General features: G+C 54.7%; 20 protein-coding genes. 11 read left to right on the top strand and 9 right to left on the bottom strand.

Features of this window, described 5'->3' with window-relative positions; genetic code table 11:
* Positions 1 to 112 precede the first annotated feature (112 nt).
* On the top strand, positions 113 to 1,465 hold the full coding sequence (locus ROR01S_RS18555; RefSeq protein ID WP_064359765.1) for a sensor domain-containing diguanylate cyclase: 1,353 nt from the start codon (positions 113 to 115) through the stop codon (positions 1,463 to 1,465).
* Positions 1,466 to 1,524: 59 nt separating this feature from the next.
* Here the strand turns inward: ROR01S_RS18555 and slyA are convergent, their stop codons facing one another.
* A complete protein-coding gene (gene slyA / locus ROR01S_RS18560) occupies positions 1,525 to 1,965 on the bottom strand; it encodes a transcriptional regulator SlyA (RefSeq protein ID WP_032687399.1) in 441 nt (146 codons plus the stop codon).
* Positions 1,966 to 2,137: 172 nt separating this feature from the next.
* Here slyA and ROR01S_RS18565 point away from each other — a divergent pair, with 172 nt between their 5' ends.
* Genes ROR01S_RS18565 through ROR01S_RS18575 form a run of 3 tightly spaced genes read left to right on the top strand, consistent with a single transcriptional unit; the run spans position 2,138 to position 5,305 of the window.
* On the top strand, positions 2,138 to 2,374 hold the full coding sequence (locus ROR01S_RS18565; RefSeq protein ID WP_004862692.1) for a DUF1656 domain-containing protein: 237 nt from the start codon (positions 2,138 to 2,140) through the stop codon (positions 2,372 to 2,374).
* A gap of 10 nt (positions 2,375 to 2,384) precedes the next feature.
* A complete protein-coding gene (locus tag ROR01S_RS18570) occupies positions 2,385 to 3,281 on the top strand; it encodes an efflux RND transporter periplasmic adaptor subunit (protein ID WP_004862695.1) in 897 nt (298 codons plus the stop codon).
* Complete coding sequence (locus ROR01S_RS18575; protein WP_064359766.1) at positions 3,281 to 5,305, top strand: FUSC family protein; 2,025 nt, start codon at positions 3,281 to 3,283, stop codon at positions 5,303 to 5,305. Before ROR01S_RS18570 ends, ROR01S_RS18575 begins: the two co-directional genes overlap by 1 nt.
* On the opposite strand, the gene sodC is transcribed toward ROR01S_RS18575, so the two are convergent.
* The 3 genes from sodC to ROR01S_RS18590 all read right to left on the bottom strand — a co-directional run bounded on the left by sodC (position 5,298) and on the right by ROR01S_RS18590 (position 7,075).
* Positions 5,298 to 5,819 (bottom strand): superoxide dismutase [Cu-Zn] SodC, encoded by a 522-nt coding sequence (sodC, locus tag ROR01S_RS18580; protein ID WP_004862700.1) that lies wholly within the window; start codon positions 5,817 to 5,819, stop codon positions 5,298 to 5,300. The genes ROR01S_RS18575 and sodC overlap by 8 nt on opposite strands.
* A gap of 71 nt (positions 5,820 to 5,890) precedes the next feature.
* On the bottom strand, positions 5,891 to 6,787 hold the full coding sequence (locus ROR01S_RS18585) for an aldo/keto reductase (protein ID WP_004862703.1): 897 nt from the start codon (positions 6,785 to 6,787) through the stop codon (positions 5,891 to 5,893).
* Positions 6,788 to 6,835: 48 nt separating this feature from the next.
* On the bottom strand, positions 6,836 to 7,075 hold the full coding sequence (locus tag ROR01S_RS18590) for a DUF1289 domain-containing protein (protein WP_004862706.1): 240 nt from the start codon (positions 7,073 to 7,075) through the stop codon (positions 6,836 to 6,838).
* Positions 7,076 to 7,213: 138 nt separating this feature from the next.
* Between ROR01S_RS18590 and ROR01S_RS18595 the strand changes: the two genes are divergently transcribed.
* From ROR01S_RS18595 to rnt, 4 genes are all read left to right on the top strand, one after another.
* Entirely contained in the window at positions 7,214 to 7,813 is a 600-nt protein-coding gene (locus ROR01S_RS18595) for a TetR/AcrR family transcriptional regulator (protein WP_004862709.1), read from the top strand.
* A gap of 53 nt (positions 7,814 to 7,866) precedes the next feature.
* Positions 7,867 to 8,964: an alkene reductase gene (locus ROR01S_RS18600; RefSeq protein WP_004862710.1), complete on the top strand. Its 1,098-nt coding sequence runs from the start codon at positions 7,867 to 7,869 to the stop codon at positions 8,962 to 8,964.
* A gap of 247 nt (positions 8,965 to 9,211) precedes the next feature.
* Positions 9,212 to 9,619: a lactoylglutathione lyase gene (gene gloA, locus ROR01S_RS18605; protein ID WP_004862713.1), complete on the top strand. Its 408-nt coding sequence runs from the start codon at positions 9,212 to 9,214 to the stop codon at positions 9,617 to 9,619.
* A gap of 106 nt (positions 9,620 to 9,725) precedes the next feature.
* Positions 9,726 to 10,373 carry a ribonuclease T gene (rnt, locus tag ROR01S_RS18610; RefSeq protein WP_004862716.1) on the top strand — a complete coding sequence of 216 codons (648 nt, stop codon included), beginning with the start codon at positions 9,726 to 9,728 and terminating at the stop codon, positions 10,371 to 10,373.
* Between the two features lie 52 nt (positions 10,374 to 10,425).
* On the opposite strand, the gene grxD is transcribed toward rnt, so the two are convergent.
* Positions 10,426 to 10,773 (bottom strand): monothiol glutaredoxin 4, encoded by a 348-nt coding sequence (gene grxD / locus ROR01S_RS18615; protein ID WP_004862717.1) that lies wholly within the window; start codon positions 10,771 to 10,773, stop codon positions 10,426 to 10,428.
* A gap of 337 nt (positions 10,774 to 11,110) precedes the next feature.
* On the opposite strand from grxD, the gene ROR01S_RS18620 reads away from it, so the two are divergent.
* On the top strand, positions 11,111 to 11,989 hold the full coding sequence (locus ROR01S_RS18620; RefSeq protein ID WP_048025241.1) for a C40 family peptidase: 879 nt from the start codon (positions 11,111 to 11,113) through the stop codon (positions 11,987 to 11,989).
* A 38-nt stretch (positions 11,990 to 12,027) separates the two neighbouring features.
* Here the strand turns inward: ROR01S_RS18620 and ROR01S_RS18625 are convergent, their stop codons facing one another.
* A complete protein-coding gene (locus tag ROR01S_RS18625; RefSeq protein ID WP_004862725.1) occupies positions 12,028 to 12,519 on the bottom strand; it encodes a GNAT family N-acetyltransferase in 492 nt (163 codons plus the stop codon).
* A gap of 299 nt (positions 12,520 to 12,818) precedes the next feature.
* On the opposite strand from ROR01S_RS18625, the gene sodB reads away from it, so the two are divergent.
* Complete coding sequence (gene sodB, locus ROR01S_RS18630) at positions 12,819 to 13,400, top strand: superoxide dismutase [Fe] (protein WP_004862730.1); 582 nt, start codon at positions 12,819 to 12,821, stop codon at positions 13,398 to 13,400.
* Between the two features lie 42 nt (positions 13,401 to 13,442).
* On the opposite strand, the gene ROR01S_RS18635 is transcribed toward sodB, so the two are convergent.
* Both ROR01S_RS18635 and cydH read right to left on the bottom strand, forming a co-directional pair.
* Positions 13,443 to 14,609, bottom strand: coding sequence for an MFS transporter (locus ROR01S_RS18635; RefSeq protein WP_064359767.1), 1,167 nt, complete (start codon positions 14,607 to 14,609; stop codon positions 13,443 to 13,445).
* Positions 14,610 to 14,772: 163 nt separating this feature from the next.
* Positions 14,773 to 14,862: a cytochrome bd-I oxidase subunit CydH gene (cydH, locus tag ROR01S_RS27130; protein ID WP_004862736.1), complete on the bottom strand. Its 90-nt coding sequence runs from the start codon at positions 14,860 to 14,862 to the stop codon at positions 14,773 to 14,775.
* Positions 14,863 to 15,158: 296 nt separating this feature from the next.
* On the opposite strand from cydH, the gene purR reads away from it, so the two are divergent.
* Positions 15,159 to 16,184: an HTH-type transcriptional repressor PurR gene (gene purR, locus ROR01S_RS18640; protein ID WP_004862740.1), complete on the top strand. Its 1,026-nt coding sequence runs from the start codon at positions 15,159 to 15,161 to the stop codon at positions 16,182 to 16,184.
* 18 nt (positions 16,185 to 16,202) lie between these two features.
* Here the strand turns inward: purR and punR are convergent, their stop codons facing one another.
* A complete protein-coding gene (punR, locus tag ROR01S_RS18645; protein ID WP_004862743.1) occupies positions 16,203 to 17,114 on the bottom strand; it encodes a DNA-binding transcriptional activator PunR in 912 nt (303 codons plus the stop codon).
* Between the last annotated feature and the right edge of the window lie 47 nt (positions 17,115 to 17,161).

Raw genomic sequence — 17,161 nt, forward strand, 5'->3', positions numbered from 1 at the left:
ATTCAACATTTGCTTTCGCTCAACATTTATTATTTACCATATCGTATTATCGGTATGTCGCCCTGCCACAGTACCGCAGAATGGAAAAATATTTTTTGCAAGGATGTAATGCATGCTTATTAATAGAAAACGCTTAGTACTGCGAGTTTTTATCTATCTGAGTATCTGCGCTCTTATGATGGGGGCCATACATTTATTCTCCGCCTCAGCAATTAATCGTATACCTGCGTTTAATCCCTTACTCTTCCCCGTATTAACTATTTTATTATTAATACTCCACATCACAATTGCATGTTTTATGGTAATGAAATACTGGTGTGACAGAAAACGCTTGTACCTGATCGCTATCGCCTGCGCCTTCGCCGGTTCCTCTTCGTTGATGTTTGGGACACTCAGTAGCTATCCGGGCTGGTTCCTTTGTGACTCGGGACTTTATGCCAATGCAAACGATGCGCTGATCTTCTATACTTTCCGCAATATGATGATGATGGTACTGTTTATCACCGCGACCATTTTGTACGCCTTTCGTCATAGCGAGAAGCTCACCCGAAAAGCACATGTGCTTATTCTGACATTTTGCATTGGTTTCACCATAATTGTTATTACTCTGTCATGGTTGTATTCAAGTCATCATTCATTACTGACGGCAGCTTTAATTGACAATGACACGCTTATTCATTCCGAACTATGGCGAAATATCGTCGGCTGCCTGTTAGCCATTGGATGGTTAATAACACTGGTATTACTAATTTTCATCACTCAGCTGCGCAATATATTTTGGTTCAGCGGTTCCTTTTTTTGCAGTGCATATATCTTTACATTGCTTTTTCTGCTGCTTGCAAACGGCAGTTCAGAAAATGCGTGGTATCACGCTCGTTTCTTTGAAGTACTCAGTACGTTATTCATGTTCTTTATATTGTTGTACGATGTGTTTAGCCTTTATCGGGAATCCGAGGATAAATACGTGAACTCTTATCAAAATTCGATCCGTGATTCGCTGACCCGGTTGTACAATCGCAGCCACTTTTACGATACCCTCACCGCCCTGCTGCCGACGGTATCAGTCAGACAGCCGCTTTCCGTGGTCGTCTGCGACCTCGACTTTTTTAAACGCATTAACGATAACTACGGGCATATACAGGGTGATAGAGTCATCCAGTTTGCGGCGAATGCTTTACAGCAAAATATTCGTACGCAGGATACGGCTGCCCGAATCGGCGGCGAAGAGTTCGCTCTGCTGTTGGTCAATACGGGGCAGCAAGAGGCCCTGACAATAGCAGAACGTATCCGTCTTGCGATAAATGAACAGCAAGATGATCTTCCGGAAAGAATGACCATCAGCGCCGGGGTATTCACCACCACCGACGGGACGCTCAGTGCCGAGGAGTATGTGAAGCGAGCCGATGCCGCCATGTATCATGCCAAGAACAGTGGGCGCAATCAGGTGGTTGTCTGGCAGGAGTGAATAAATGGACAATCAAAAGCAATAAAAAAGGGCCTTGAATGCTCAGGGCCCTGAATAAATTAATCTTTTGCCTGAAGATCGAGGATATTTTGTTCCAGTTTACGGATTAAATTGAGCAGCGTAGCGACCTCTTCTGCCGACACACCAGACAGAATCTCATCTCGCGTCTTGCCGATCACTTCTTCCATTTCGTTGATCAGCGGCTCGGCTTTTTCCGTTAACCTGATTCGTTTCGCGCGCCGGTCGTTTGCACAAGTCTGGCGAGAAATAAGCCCTTTCTCTTCCAGCTGATCCAGCGTACGCACCAGTGAGGGTTGCTCGATACCAATAGCTTTCGCCAGTTGAATCTGCGACTGCTCAGGAGGCAGCTGATGAATATTGTGCAACGTGACCCAATGGGTCTGCGTTAACTCCAGAGGTTTCAGGCGATGGTCGATCAGCGCGCGCCAGACGCGCACTAAACGTGCCAGATCAGAACCCAGTGGCGATTCCAATTTCATCTCCTTATAATTAGCTTGCTAAGTTATTATACTGATTTTAGAATAGTGTGCAGCATTTGAATAATCAAAACAAATGAATTACCTGATACACCAAATTCAAAACAATGATTTACAATGTGTAATAGTAGCATGCTCTGAACATTCTCCCTGCAATGGCAAAGGATTTTTGCTTGTGAAACTGAGTCTTAACACTTCCGGATTGGCGCTCCAGGACCTGGTATTCGGTGCGTCAATTTACTTTCCCCCCTTGTTTAAAGCCGTATTGCTGGGATTTTTTATCTGGCTGGTTATTCACCGCCAGCTGCGAGACTGGATGTATGCCGGCGATATCTGGCATCCCTTGCTGATGGATCTGTCCCTGTTTGCACTCTCTGTGTGTCTGGCTCTGGTTTTACTGACTGCCTGGTAATGTTCACGACATGAAAAAACTCAAATACCTCTCGACCTTGTTGGTCGCCGCACTCGCTATCATTGCCGCCTGGCTGGTCTGGAACTATTACACGCAATCGCCGTGGACCCGGGATGGCAAAGTCCGCGCCGAACAGGTCAGCATTACGCCGCAGGTCTCTGGCAGCATCCTCCAGCTGAACGTGCGCGATAACCAGCTGGTCAAAGCCGGCGACGTTCTGTTCAGGATCGATGACACCCCCTATCGTATTGCCGCTCTCAACGCCGAAGCGCAGCTCGCGAAAGCGCAAGCGGAAATGGCTAAAGCCAAAGCGGAGCAAACGAAAGCGGCCAGTGATGCCCGTCGTCGTCGTCATCTTTCGCAAGAGGCCATCTCCGCCGAAGATCTGGAAAGCGCCAATACCGCGCTGGACACCGCCACCACCAACCTTGAGGCCGCCAAAGCGGTGGTCGGCGTGGCGCAGGCCAGTCTGGAGCACGCGCAATGGCAGCTTGGCCAGACGGCCGTGAAATCGCCGGTAGATGGCTGGGTGACAAACTTAACGACCCGCGTGGGCGACTACGCCTCGGCAGGCCACCCGGTTTTCGCCCTTGTCGATAGCAATTCGTTTTATGTCATTGGTTATTTTGAAGAAACTAAGCTGCGCCATATTCGCTCTGGCGATAATGCGCAGATAGTGTTGTACAGCAGTAAACAAACGTTACAGGGTCACGTATCCAGTATCGGTCGCGCCATCGTCGACCAAAGCGTCGAAGGCGGGAACAGCCTGGTTGCCAATATTAAACCGAATATCCCGTGGGTTCGTCTGGCCCAGCGCGTACCGGTGCGCATCGAACTCAACAGTTTGCCTGCGGATACGACGCTGGTTTCCGGGACCACCTGCACCGTCTCAATTGGCGAACCCTGATGAAACTGCAGGTCTCGTCATGGCGTGCTCTTCCCTGGGTTAAAGCCAGCCGTCCGCAATGGCGCTATGCCCTGCGTAACGGCATTGCGATGTGTCTCGCGCTGAGTATTGCCTACTGGCTGGATCTTGATGAGCCTTACTGGGCGATGACCTCTGCCGCCGTCGTCAGCTTCCCGACGGTGGGTGGCGTGATCAGTAAGTGCTTCGGGCGTATTGCCGGAAGCCTGCTCGGCGCCTGCGCCGCGCTACTGCTCGCCGGACATACGCTAAACGACCCCTGGCTATTTTTATTCAGCATTTCGGCGTGGATTGCGCTCTGCACCTGGGCCTGCGCGATGTATACCAACAACGTAGCCTACGCCTTCCAGCTCGCCGGCTATACCTGCGCCATTATCGCCTTTCCGGTTATCAACATTACCGACGCCAACGAGCTGTGGACTATCGCGCAGTCGCGAGTGTGCGAGGTTATCGTCGGTATCCTGTGCGGCGGGCTGATGATGATGATCATGCCCAGTACCTCGGATGGCACTGCGCTGCTGACGGCATTGAAAAATATGCATGCTCGTCTGCTTGAGCACGCCAGTCTGCTGTGGGTGCCGGAAACCACCGATGCCATTCGTACCGCCCACGAAAGCGTGATCGGGCAAATCCTGACCATGAACCTGCTGCGAATTCAGGCCTTCTGGAGTCATTACCGTTTTCGCCGTCAGAATCCGCTGCTGAACTATTTACTCCACCAGCAGCTGCGGCTGACCAGCGTAATCTCCAGCCTGCGCCGGATGTTAGTGAACTGGCCGGCCGCGCCGGCGCAGACCCGCGAAGTGCTGGAAACGCTGCTTACCGCGCTGGCTAATCCACGGGCCGATTTTTACGCTGTCGCACGGATAATCGCCCCGCTGGCGCCTCCCGCCGATGCCGACTATCGCCATCTCGCGTTCTGGAAGCGCCTGCGCTATTTCTGCCGCCTGTATCTGGACAGCAGTCGCTGGCTCCGCCGCGTGGAAAACGCCTCGGTAATCGCCGAATTTAATGTTCCTTCCGCCCCGGCGTTAGCGCGTCATACCGATCAGGCCGAAGCGTTGTGGAACGGTATCAGAACCTTCTGTGCGCTGGTTGCGGTGGGTGCCTGGGGTATCAGCACCCAATGGCAGTCCTGCGCCGCCGCGCTCACCCTGGCGGCGATTTGCTGCGTGCTTTATTCAGTCTCACCTTCGCCGTTCAAATCGCTGAGCCTGCTGATGCGTACGCTGATATTGCTGTCGCTATTCAGCTTCGGGGTGAAGTTCGGTCTGATGGTGCAGATAACCGACCTGTGGCAGTTCCTGCTGTTCCTTTTCCCGCTGCTCACCACCATGCAATTGCTCAAACTGCAGATGCCAAAGCTGGCGGGTCTCTGGGGACAATTGATTGTGTTCATGGGGTCGTTTATTTCGGTGACCAACCCGCCGGTCTACGACTTTGCCTCGTTTCTCAACGACAATCTTGGAAAAATCATTGGCGTTGGCTTTGCCTGGCTTGCTTTTGCGGTGATCAGTCCCGGTTCCGATGCGCGCAAGAGCCGCCGGCACATAAAGGCGTTACGCCGTCACTTTGTCGACCAGCTGAGCCGCCGCCCTCAGCATAGCGAGCACGAGTTTGAATCGCTGGTCTACCATCACATCAGTCAGTTAAGTAACAGCCAGGATGCTCTCGCGCGCCGCTGGCTGCTGCGCTGGGGCGTGGTGCTGCTTAACTGTTCGCACGTGGTCTGGCAGCTTCGCGAGTGGGAAACCCGCTCTGACCCGCTCTCGCAGGTGCGGGATTTATGCATCAGTCTGCTCCGGGATGTCATGAGCGAGCGCGGCGTCCAGCAGCGTCCTCTGGCCTCAACCTTGCAGGAGCTACAGCGAATTTGCGATACCCTGAACCACCATCACCAGCCGGCAGCAAAAGAGCTGGCCGCCGTGATCTGGCGGCTGTATTGCGCCCTGTCTCAACTTGAGCAGGCACCTGAGGTCGGGACGATAACCGAAAGAGCTACTTAATCACCCCGCAGGCAAAACGTTCGCCGCCTCCGCCAAGGGGCTGCGGACTGTCGGACATATTGTCGCCACCAATGTGGACCATCAGGGCTTTTCCCCGTACCTCATCCAGCGTTTTAAGCCGCGGCGCCACCATCGGCCGGGTGGCTTTCCCGTCGCTGTTGACTACCAGTACCGGCAGGTCGCCCAGATGCCCGCGCCCCTCGGGCCCTTCATGTTTCCCGGTCTGTTGCGGGTCGTAATGTCCGCCGGCGGCACCGGCAGCGACGGCTTTACCCTCTTTTATCGCCGGCTGGCAGCTACCGTTAGCATGAATGTGAAAACCATGTCGACCCGGCGGTAGCGCTTTGAGATCTGGGGTAAATTCCAGCCCCTTTGCGGTCTCGCTGATTTTAACGCTGCCAATGGCCTGGCCCACGCTTTGGCGGGTAACAAGATTGAGATCCACGTTTTCGCTGGCCGCCTGCGCGCCCGCTGAGATCGCTAAAGTCAATATGGCGAGGATACATCGTTGCATAACACCTCCAGAATGGCTCTGTCCCTGATAAGGGTAAACCAGAGACGGCCATTGCGGAGGCGGTGGGAGGATTATGGTACGTCGTAGCCCAACGCGGCTTTGCGGATGCGGAACCACTGCTGACGAGACATATTCAGTTTTTCGGCCACCACGGCAGAGCGCACACGCTCAATTTTACCGGAGCCGATAATCGGCAACGGCTGCGACGGCAGACGCAGGATCCACGCATAAACCACCTGCTCAATGCTCTCAGCATTCAGCTCCTGAGCCACTTGCGCCAGCTCATCACGCAGCGGCTGGAAGCTTTCATCATTAAACAAGCGCCCGCCGCCGAGACAAGACCAGGCCATTGGCCGGATACGCAGCTGCTGCAGCTGATCCAGCGTACCATCCAGCAGCAGCGGCTGGTGTACCGGGGAGATTTCAACCTGGTTGGTGGCCAGCGTAAACGGCAGACGCGATTGCAGCAGCGTAAACTGCGCCGGCGTAAAGTTGGAGACGCCAAAGTGGCGAACTTTGCCGCTGTGATGCAGTGCGAGAAAGGCCTCCGCCACCTCATCCGCATTCATTAACGGATCCGGGCGGTGAATCAGCAGCAAATCAAGATGGTCGGTCGCCAGATTGCGCAAGGACTGCTCGGCACTTAAAACGATATGATCGCGGTCGGTGATATAGTGGCCGATGGTGTTTTCGGCGCGGGCTTTAGTGGCAATCCCACACTTGCTGACGATTTCCATGCGGCTACGCAGATGCGGAGCCTGCTTCAGCGCCTCGCCAAAGGCCGCTTCGCACTGATAATCACCGTAAATATCTGCGTGATCAACCGTAGTCACGCCCAGATCCAGGTGCTGCTCAATAAAGCTGACCCGCTCGTTCACGGACATATTCCAGTCCATCAAACGCCAGTAGCCCATCACAAAACGCGAGAATTCCGGCCCCTGTGGGGCCATAGCAATACGCTGAACCATAACAACGTCCTCAACAAAAAAGTGTGTTGAGTATACGCAATTTTGCCATTAAAACAGTGAAGGCTGCTGTGGTTCTTCCTCGGCCTGCGGTTTATTCGCGCGTAATTTGCGCAACAGACGCTGCCGGCACAGGCGCAGCACGTCTTGCTTCTGGACATCACTCATTGTTTGCCAGTGAAAACGCTCTTCGCGACTACGAAAGCAACCGCGACAAAATCCACGTTCGTCCGACTGACAAATTCCCCGGCATGGACTCTGTACCGGGAAAAACTCCAGCTGCTCTGCCACTCCACGCCTCCGGCGACTTCTCTGTGTCTTTTATTGAAGACGTTTCAACTCTGCTTCGCAACTTTTGTTGTTCAGCCTCTGCCCCAGGCGACATTTTTTTGCTTGCATTAGACCAATCGGTCTATTACAGTGAGCGCCATGAACAAACATTGTGAATACGATACCCGCGAACATATTCTGCTGACCGGTGAACAGCTGTGCATGCACCGCGGTTTTACCGGAATGGGCCTGAGCGAGCTGCTGAAAATAGCGGAAGTGCCGAAAGGCTCTTTCTACCACTATTTTCGCTCTAAAGAAGCTTACGGCGTCGCGCTGCTTGAATATCACTATGCTGGCTATATCCGCCGCCTGGTTGACCATTTTGCTCACGGCGAAGGAACCTATCGCGACCGCCTGCTGGCTTACTACCAGCACACCCTGACGCAGTTTTGCCAGCAGGGTATTATCAGCGGTTGCCTGACGGTCAAGCTCTCCGCTGAAGTGTGCGATTTGTCTGAATCCATGCGTGAAGAGATGAACAAAGGCGCCAGCCAGATTATTACTTTACTGGGCGAAGCGCTGGAAAAGGGTCGCCAGGAAGGGAGTCTGACATTTGACGGCGATGCCTTTACCCTCTCCCAGGTGCTTTACTCCCTGTGGCTGGGAGCCAATTTGCAGGCCAAGATTACCCGCAGCGCAATGCCGCTGGAAAGCGCCCTTGCCCATGCCAAACAGATTATTGCAGCGCCTGGCGTTTAACAGGCGTTTTTATTTAACGAATTACAAGACGACCGGTCTACTCAGGAGTCATTATGTCCGAATCAAAACTGTTTTCTCCACTGAAAGTCGGTGCAATAACTGTACCTAACCGTGTATTTATGGCTCCGCTGACGCGTCTGCGCAGTATCGAACCCGGCGATATCCCGACGCCGTTAATGGCAGAGTACTATCGTCAACGTGCCAGCTCCGGACTGATCATCTCCGAAGCCACGCAGATTTCCGCCCAGGCGAAAGGCTACGCCGGCGCGCCTGGTCTGCACAGCCCGGAACAGATCGCGGCATGGCAGAAAATTACCGCCGGGGTTCACGCTGAACATGGCCGTATCGCCGTGCAGCTGTGGCATACCGGTCGTATTTCCCACAACTCCCTGCAGCCCGGCGGCGAAGCGCCGGTTGCGCCTTCTGCTATCAGCGCGGGCACCCGAACCTCCCTGCGCGATGAGCATGGCCACGCTATTCGCGTCGACACCTCCATGCCGCGTGCGCTGGAGCTCGATGAAATCCCGGGGATCGTCGATGATTTCCGCCAGGCGGTCGGCAATGCCCGCGATGCCGGCTTTGACCTTGTAGAGCTGCACTCTGCGCATGGCTACCTGCTGCATCAGTTCCTGTCTCCTTCTTCCAACCACCGTACCGATCAATACGGCGGCAGCGTTGAAAACCGCGCGCGTCTGGTACTGGAAGTTGTCGATGCCGTCAGCAAAGAGTGGAGCGCCGATCGTATCGGGATCCGCGTGTCGCCAATCGGCAGTTTCCAGAATGTCGATAATGGCCCGAACGAAGAAGCCGATGCGCTGTATCTGATTGAAGAACTCGCCAAACGCGGCATTGCCTATCTGCACATGTCCGAGCCGGACTGGGCCGGCGGCCAGCCGTACAGCGACGCATTCCGCCAAAAAGTGCGCGATCGCTTCCCGGGGGCGATTATCGGCGCCGGCGCCTATACGGTAGAAAAAGCCAACGATCTGATCGGCAAAGGCTTAATTGATGCGGTCGCCTTCGGTCGTGACTATATTGCCAACCCCGATCTGGTCGCACGTCTGCAGCACAAGGCCGCGCTGAACCCGCAGCGCCCTGAAAGCTTCTACGGCGGCGGTGCGGAAGGCTATACCGACTACCCGACGTTATAATCCGGCCGGGTATGGCGACGTTTAGCCGCTATACTCGTATTCTGTCGCATCTGACTGCACGTCCTGGACGCACTCACGCCGTCCGCGGATGCGATAAGAAAGATCGGCGTAAGGGCCGCCTGAAATGGCGGCCTTTTTACGATATAGTGCTCAGGGGTATGAAACGCCTTGTCCGTTTTGTTACGCTATTCAGACAATTGCACATACGGTCTCTGCTAAGGGGCTGTAAACAAGGAGTATAAAAACTATGCGCTTACTTCACACCATGCTGCGCGTTGGCGACCTGCAACGTTCTATCGAGTTTTACACCAACGTGCTGGGCATGAAGCTGCTGCGCACCAGCGAAAATACCGAGTACAAATACTCGCTGGCCTTCGTCGGCTACGGCGAGGAGAGCGATACGGCGGTTATCGAGCTGACTTACAACTGGGGCGTTGACAAATACGACCTCGGCAGCGCTTACGGTCATATCGCGCTGAGCGTGGATAACGCCGCCGAAGCCTGCGAGCGTATTCGCCAGAACGGCGGCAACGTCACCCGCGAAGCCGGTCCGGTGAAAGGCGGCACCACGGTGATCGCTTTCGTTGAAGATCCGGACGGTTACAAAATCGAGCTGATTGAAGAGAAAGATGCCGGCAAAGGTCTTGGCAACTAACCTGCTCCGGGCGCTTATCGGCGCCCGCTGTTTTTCCCCTTCCTGCTGCAAGGCGCGGCAAAATTTGCCATAATGCGCGCTACTTTTTTCCAGTTAAGAGAATCAGATGTCCGAGAACGTTCAACTTAATGGTCTGTGCGACCGTTTTCGTGGTTTCTACCCCGTGGTAATTGATGTAGAAACCGCCGGGTTTAATGCTAAAACCGACGCCCTGCTTGAGATCGCCGCCATTACGTTGAAAATGGATGAGCAAGGCTGGTTAATGCCGGACGAGACATTGCATTTTCATGTTGAACCTTTCGAAGGCGCCAATCTGCAGCCTGAAGCGCTGGCCTTTAACGGCATCAATCCGAACGACCCCGAGCGCGGCGCGGTGCGCGAATACGACGCCCTGCACGCCATTTTTAAAATGGTCCGCAAGGGCATTAAGGAGCACGATTGTAATCGTGCCATCATGGTGGCGCACAACGCGACCTTCGATCTCACCTTTACGATGGCCGCCGCCGAACGCGCCGGACTCAAGCGTAATCCGTTTCACCCGTTCGTGACGTTTGATACCGCGGCGCTGAGTGGACTGGCCCTCGGTCAGACGGTGCTGTCCAAAGCCTGCCTGGCCGCCGGTATGGCGTTTGATGGCACCAAGGCGCACTCTGCGCTGTACGACACCGAGCAGACGGCGCAGCTGTTTTGCGAAATCGTCAACCGCTGGAAACGTCTTGGCGGCTGGCCGTTACCGCTTGCCGGACAAGAGTAAGAGACAAAAAAAAGCGACTTCACAGGAAGTCGCTTTTTTACTGGCAGCAGACTTATTCAGCTTTCGGCTCGTCGGTCTTGTACTTTGCCGCCGTTTCTTTGATCAGCTGCTGCAGTTCGCCGCGCTGATACATTTCAATCACGATGTCGCAACCGCCAACCAGCTCGCCATCAACCCACAGCTGCGGGAAGGTCGGCCAGTTCGCATATTTCGGCAGTTCCGCGCGGATATCCGGGTTCTGCAGGATGTCAACGTAGGCAAAACGCTCGCCGCATGCAGACAGCGCCTGCACAGCCTGAGCGGAAAAACCGCAGCTTGGCAGTTTCGGAGACCCTTTCATGTACAGCAGGATCGGGTTTTCAGCGATTTGACGTTGGATTTTTTCTACAGTCGTGCTCATTGTCATGCTTCCTTAACTTCTATACGGCAGTAATTTGTCATTGTAGCGTCCTGAACGCAGGACAGATAATAACATTTTTTTCACTCATTATATTTTATCTTCTGTGGTCAGAAGTTGCCTTAAAAATATCATTTTGGCCACCTAAAAGCGGTATCGCTGTACATTTCGCGTACAAGGTGGTTAATGTCTGAGATAATTTTTTGCAATTGTTAATCAAACGACACTTTAGATACAAAAGAGTATTAACTTTCCGGGTTTTTATGCTTTAGAATCGTTGGGTTTTGTCATTCACCGTCAGGTATGGGTACATATCTGTCATTAATCAGGGGATTGCTCAGTGGCGCGGCTAAACAAAATCGCGATTTCGCTCTGTGCATTACTGTTTACATCTATCTCATTTACACCACTGGCGCATGCTTCAGGGCATACGCACACCTCCGCCACGCCAAAAGCGCACGCGGCGAAAGGCACAACAGAACGTAAGAAAAAAGCCACCGCTCAGAAAACGAAGTCCACAACCAAAACCGCCAGCAAGAAAGCCTCAACGGCCACCCGCACCAGACACCCCACTCGCACCACCGCATCCAGCCAGACGGCGCTGAACCGTCAGGCCGCCGGCAGCAAAAAATGCGTTTTGCGTAAAGGGTATAAAAAGCAGTGTGCGAAAACGATCGCGCCGGCCGCCGAACCGGCTCCGGTCATGGCCAGCATGCAGAGCAAATGCGTCGTCCGTAAAGGCTATAAAAAACGTTGTAAAACAATCGCGGAAGAACCGCCGCTGACGCTGGCGGATGCACACAAAGCCCGCGTGCAGAGAGCGCAAAGCACCGCGATGTCGAAGTTAATGGATCAGATTGGCAAACCGTATCGCTGGGGCGGAACCTCGCCGCGTACTGGTTTTGACTGCAGTGGGCTGGTCTACTACGCCTATAAGGATCTGGTAAAAATCCGCATTCCGCGCACCGCCAATGAGATGTATCACCTGCGCGATGCCCGTCCGGTCGATCGCGGCGAGCTGCAGAGCGGCGATCTGGTCTTCTTCCGCACCCGTGGGCGCGGCACCGCCGATCACGTCGGCGTTTACGTTGGCAACGGCAAGTTTATTCAGTCGCCGCGTACCGGCCGCGATATTCAGATCACCTCATTAAGCGAAGATTACTGGATTCGCCACTATGTCGGCGCACGCCGGGTGATGACCCCCAAAACCATTCGCTGAACCTGACCTGCCGCACCTGCGGCAGGTCAATTCCCCGGCTATAACGCCATGCTCATCTCATGCCAGGACATCCCGCCATGATCCGAGGCCGAAGGCCGCTCGTAGCGAAAGCCAAACCGCTCATACAGGGCCACGTGTCGGTCTTTGCACATCAGGTGAATGGCGCTCTTCTGCGCCTGTGCCATCTGCCGGATAAATCGCTCCATCAGGGCGGTCGAATACCCTTTTCCCTGGTGTTCAGGCGCAATGACTACAGACATAATCACTACATTCGGCGCGCGGGGATCGTGCCCGACCAGCTCCTTGAAGGCTTCATCCGACATAACGACTTCCCACGCGCACCCTGAGTTAATAAAGCCAATAACCTCTCCTTGCCGTTCCATGCAAAGAAATCCTTCCGGGTACTGCTGGATTCGGGTGGCAATCTTTTCACGGGTAGCCGCCTCATCCCCTTCATACGCGCTCGTTTCAATTTCAAAACAGCGTTCGACGTCGGCCAGGGTCGCCTGGCGATAGACTATGTTAGACAAAACAGACCTCTGCAAAATGGATTTTTCAGTAATCACTTTATATTTCAACAGCAACAGCGATCAACCGGCTCTGCTGAAATGCGCTGCCTTGCGCTCCGGCGAAGGCTTAACCAGGTACATTTGTTAAATATACCCTTTATCATTGCAAGGCTTTTAACTCCCTTCTGCAAGTGTTAGCATTCCGATCACAATAAAAACCTGTTGCACTCGCCCCGGCGAGGGACAGTACATGCTGTTGTGGATGGTCAAACATCCTTTGAATGTGAGCTAGAAAACAAGAAGTTATAAGGAGAGTAACAATGTCGTTTGAATTACCTGCATTACCGTATGCAAAAGACGCCCTGGCGCCGCACATTTCCGCAGAAACCCTGGAATACCACTACGGCAAACATCACCAGGCCTATGTCACCAACCTCAACAACCTGATCAAAGGCACCGCGTTTGAAGGTCAATCTTTAGAAGCGATCGTCCGCTCTTCTGAAGGCGGCATCTTTAACAATGCGGCCCAGGTCTGGAACCATACTTTCTACTGGAACTGCCTCGCGCCGAATGCGGGCGGCGAGCCGGAAGGTGAGCTGGCAGCCGCCATCAATCAATCCTTCGGCAGCTTCGCAGAGTTCAAAGCGAAGTTTACCGACGCGGCAGCGAAGAACTTTGGTGCAGGCTGGACATGGCTGGTTAAAAATAGCGATGGCAGCCTGAGCATTGTCTCCACCAGCAACGCTGGCACGCCGCTGACCGGCGACGCCAAACCGCTGCTGACCGTGGATGTCTGGGAACATGCCTATTACATCGACTACCGCAACGCCCGTCCTGACTATCTGGCGCACTTCTGGGCGCTGGTAAACTGGAAGTTTGTGGCGGCCAACCTGGCGGCCTAAAACGCTAACGCAGAAGGGGAAACCCTTCTGCGAATACACCGACTACTGTCCGACCAACGCCTCTTCCGGCTGCGAACGCCCGCCGAACAGCACCAGCAGCAGCGCCACACCGGCAATTATCGCCCCCATCACCGGCACAAAGGCATAGCCCAGTCCGCCGGAAATCACCGCGCCACCGGCTGCCGCCCCCAGCGCATTGCCGAGGTTAAAGGCCCCGATATTGACCGACGAAGAGAGCCCCGGCGCTTCATGAGCCACCCGCATCACCCGCATTTGCAGCGGTGGAACCACGGCGAAGGTCGCCGCCCCCCAGACCACCATACTGATTGCAGCCCCCAGCTGCGTCTGCGCCAGCAGCGGAATCGCCAGCATGATGACCATCAGCAGCAGCAGAAACCCTTTCAGCGTCCCGGAGACGGAACGGTCGGCGAATTTACCGCCGAGGTAGTTACCCAGCGAAAAGCCGACGCCAATCAACACCAGCATGGCGGTGACGAACAGCGGCGAGGCGTGCGTAATGGTGTGCAGCACCGGTGAAATATAGGTATAGAGGGTAAACATCGCGCCGGCCCCCAGCACGGTGGTCAGCAATGCGGAGAGCACCTGCGGACGAACCAGCACGGAGAGCTCCTGCTTTACGTTCGGACGCTCGCCAGCGCTGCCTTTGGGCAACGAAAACCACAGGCTGACCATCGCCACCAGCCCCAGACCTGCCGTCGCGAGGAACGACATCCGCCAGCCGATGGTCTCGCCAAGCCATGTCGCCGCCGGAACGCCGCCAATGTTAGCGATGGTTAACCCCATGAACATGGTCGCCACCGCACTGGCCTGTTTGTGTTTTTGCACCACGCTCGCCGCCACCACCGAACCGAGGCCGAAGAAAGCGCCGTGGTTAAGGCTGGTGATAATGCGCGAAATCAGCAGCGTGGTGTAATCCGGCGCCATTGAGGAGAGGACGTTACCCAGCGTAAAGATCGCCATCAGAAAAATCAGCGCATTTCTGCGCGCGCGATGAGAGAGCAGCAAAGTCATCAGCGGCGCCCCGACCATCACGCCGATCGCATAAGCGCTGATCAGCATTCCCGCCGCCGGAATTGACACGTCGACGCCTTTGGCAATTACCGGCAGCAGCCCCATCGGGGAAAACTCCGTGGTGCCAATACCAAACGCGCCTATCGCCAGCGCTAACAAGGGAAAGTTGATTTTCATTCAATGACTCCAGCAGACCGCCATCGGCGACGGTATCTCATCAGAAGTCAAAAGCATGACATCAATCACAAAAAAACAAAAGTAAACGAAATGGCAAAAGATTTTTGCGAAATTGATAATAATGGCGGGATGTCGGGGGAAAGAGGCCTCTCCCCCGGATAAATCAGTGCAGCACCGCTGTCAGGCCGGCGGCCACGATGAGACCCAGGACAATAATCGTTGTCGTCAGCGAAAACTTTAAATCTGTATCCATCAATTTTTCCCCCCAGTTATCCCCACATGAAAAGTGAGCTTGCTCATTTTTGCACAATATAGCGCAAAAATCTTCCATGTTTTAGGGTGATGCACATTTTTGCTCTTCCCCTTTGCCGCAAGATCGGACAAAATCCCACGCTAATTTGAAAGCGTATCGGCCATTGACCCCTTCCTGTCGTTCTGTGTCGTTTTCCCGACGTGATGCAATGTTGAAAATTGTATTCAGGGTGTGTATAGGCAAACGTTTACGTATCGATAATCAGACGATCAGGTCAAGGTCTGGAGTGAGAAGTAATGGCAACAATTAAAGATGTAGCGAAGCGCGCAAACGTTTCCACTACAACAGTGTCACATGTAATTAACAAAACCCGTTTCGTGGCGGAAGAAACCCGCAACGCCGTGTGGGCGGCGATCAAAGAGCTGCACTACTCCCCCAGTGCCGTTGCTCGCAGCCTGAAGGTTAATCACACCAAATCGATTGGCCTGCTGGCCACCAGCAGCGAAGCGGCCTATTTCGCTGAGATTATTGAAGCCGTAGAAAAGAGCTGTTTCCAGAAAGGCTATACCCTGATTCTGGGCAATGCGTGGAACGATCTCGAAAAACAGCAGGCCTACCTGTCGATGATGGCGCAAAAGCGCGTCGACGGCCTGCTGGTTATGTGTTCTGAATATCCGGAATCGGTGCTCAGCATGCTGGAAGAGTACCGCCATATTCCGATGGTGGTAATGGACTGGGGTGAATCCAAAGCCGACTTCACCGATTCGGTCATCGATAACGCCTTCGAAGGCGGCTATATGGCCGGTCGCTATCTGGTGGAACGCGGCCACCGTGAAATCGGCGTGATCCCGGGTCCGCTGGAGCGTAATACCGGCGCCGGCCGCCTGGCGGGCTTTATGAAAGCCATGGAAGAAGCGCAGATCGCCGTTCCGGAAAGCTGGATTGTTCAGGGCGACTTCGAGCCTGAATCCGGCTACCGCGCCATGCAGCAGATCCTCAGCCAGCAGCATCGCCCGACGGCGGTCTTCTGCGGCGGCGACATCATGGCGATGGGCGCAATCTGTGCTGCGGATGAGATGGGACTGCGCGTGCCGCAGGACATTTCGCTGATCGGGTATGATAACGTGCGTAACGCCCGCTATTTCAGCCCGGCGCTGACCACCATCCACCAGCCGAAAGATTCGCTGGGGGAAGCGGCCTTCAATATGCTGATGGATCGTATCGTCAACAAGCGTGAAGAGTCGCAATCTATTGAGGTTCACCCGCGGCTGGTAGAGCGTCGCTCCGTCGTAGACGGCCCGTTCGTCGATTATCGTCGCTAATCGCCCGTGCGGCGCCGGTTACTCCGGCGCCCGCAGCCACTCCCGGTTCAACGTTTCGCTGTCCCCCAGATAATCCAACAGCCACGACAGCGCCGGTGACGTGTCGCTCTGCTGCCAGGTCAGGCAGCACGCGGCGTCCGGGAACGGGTTTTCCAGCGCCAGCGCGGTCCATTCACCGCGGTCAATCCAGGGGCGGGCAAAATGGCTCGGCACCATTCCTACGCACAATCCCGCCGAGAGGCAGGTAGCTGATGACTCCCAGTCCGGCACCACTACCCTTTTCTGGTTGTCCAGTAGCCAGGTCGTGCGTTTCGGTAACGAACGGGAAGTGTCCTCCCGGACCAGCGACGGCCAGTTGCGCAACACATCATCGCTCAGTGGCCCGTTCATCTGCGCCAGCGGGTGATGGCTGGCCACTACGCAATGCCAGCTCAGCATCCCCATATCGCGAAAGGCGTAGCGCCCCCCGACCGGAATCGAACGCGTTGCCCCGATAGCCAGTTCCACGCGCCCGTCGGCCAGCGCGTCCCAGACGCCGTTGAAGACCTCCTGAAAAACAATCAGCTCGACATCGGGAAAGTGACGATAAAAATCGACAATCATCTGACGCATACGGGCCGGTTTAACAATGTCGTCTACGGCTATCGACAGCTGGCCGCGCCAGCCGTTGGCTATCTGCTGACACTGCTGGCGAGTGATCTGCATTTTTTTGATAACAGATCGTCCTTCCTGTAAAAACCAGAGCCCGGCGGGGGTCAATTCGACATCGCGATGGCGGCGTTCAAAAAGCGGTACTGCCAGCCACTCCTCCAGCTGACGTACGGTATAACTGACCGCCGAAGGTACGCGGTGCAGCTCCTGAGCCGCTGCGCTAAAGCTGCCGTTGCGGGCGACAGCATCAACAACTTCGAGTGAGTATTCGGACCACATATTCTGCCTGCAAAAATTTTGAATGCATGTAGCAAATATTAGCGTTT

The sequence above is a fragment of the Klebsiella ornithinolytica NBRC 105727 = ATCC 31898 genome, assembly GCF_001598295.1.
GTDB classification, from domain to species: domain Bacteria; phylum Pseudomonadota; class Gammaproteobacteria; order Enterobacterales; family Enterobacteriaceae; genus Klebsiella; species Klebsiella ornithinolytica.

Coding starts and splice junctions, on each gene's coding strand:
- grxD (WP_004862717.1), bottom strand. CDS start 10,773: ATGAGCACGACTGTAGAAAAAATCCAACGTCAAATCGCTGAAAACCCG.
- ROR01S_RS18575 (WP_064359766.1), top strand. CDS start 3,281: ATGAAACTGCAGGTCTCGTCATGGCGTGCTCTTCCCTGGGTTAAAGCC.
- punR (WP_004862743.1), bottom strand. CDS start 17,114: ATGTGGTCCGAATACTCACTCGAAGTTGTTGATGCTGTCGCCCGCAAC.
- ROR01S_RS18635 (WP_064359767.1), bottom strand. CDS start 14,609: ATGAAAATCAACTTTCCCTTGTTAGCGCTGGCGATAGGCGCGTTTGGT.
- cydH (WP_004862736.1), bottom strand. CDS start 14,862: ATGGATACAGATTTAAAGTTTTCGCTGACGACAACGATTATTGTCCTG.
- purR (WP_004862740.1), top strand. CDS start 15,159: ATGGCAACAATTAAAGATGTAGCGAAGCGCGCAAACGTTTCCACTACA.
- gloA (WP_004862713.1), top strand. CDS start 9,212: ATGCGCTTACTTCACACCATGCTGCGCGTTGGCGACCTGCAACGTTCT.
- ROR01S_RS18600 (WP_004862710.1), top strand. CDS start 7,867: ATGTCCGAATCAAAACTGTTTTCTCCACTGAAAGTCGGTGCAATAACT.
- rnt (WP_004862716.1), top strand. CDS start 9,726: ATGTCCGAGAACGTTCAACTTAATGGTCTGTGCGACCGTTTTCGTGGT.
- ROR01S_RS18595 (WP_004862709.1), top strand. CDS start 7,214: ATGAACAAACATTGTGAATACGATACCCGCGAACATATTCTGCTGACC.
- slyA (WP_032687399.1), bottom strand. CDS start 1,965: ATGAAATTGGAATCGCCACTGGGTTCTGATCTGGCACGTTTAGTGCGC.
- ROR01S_RS18555 (WP_064359765.1), top strand. CDS start 113: ATGCTTATTAATAGAAAACGCTTAGTACTGCGAGTTTTTATCTATCTG.
- sodB (WP_004862730.1), top strand. CDS start 12,819: ATGTCGTTTGAATTACCTGCATTACCGTATGCAAAAGACGCCCTGGCG.
- ROR01S_RS18585 (WP_004862703.1), bottom strand. CDS start 6,787: ATGGTTCAGCGTATTGCTATGGCCCCACAGGGGCCGGAATTCTCGCGT.
- ROR01S_RS18570 (WP_004862695.1), top strand. CDS start 2,385: ATGAAAAAACTCAAATACCTCTCGACCTTGTTGGTCGCCGCACTCGCT.
- sodC (WP_004862700.1), bottom strand. CDS start 5,819: ATGCAACGATGTATCCTCGCCATATTGACTTTAGCGATCTCAGCGGGC.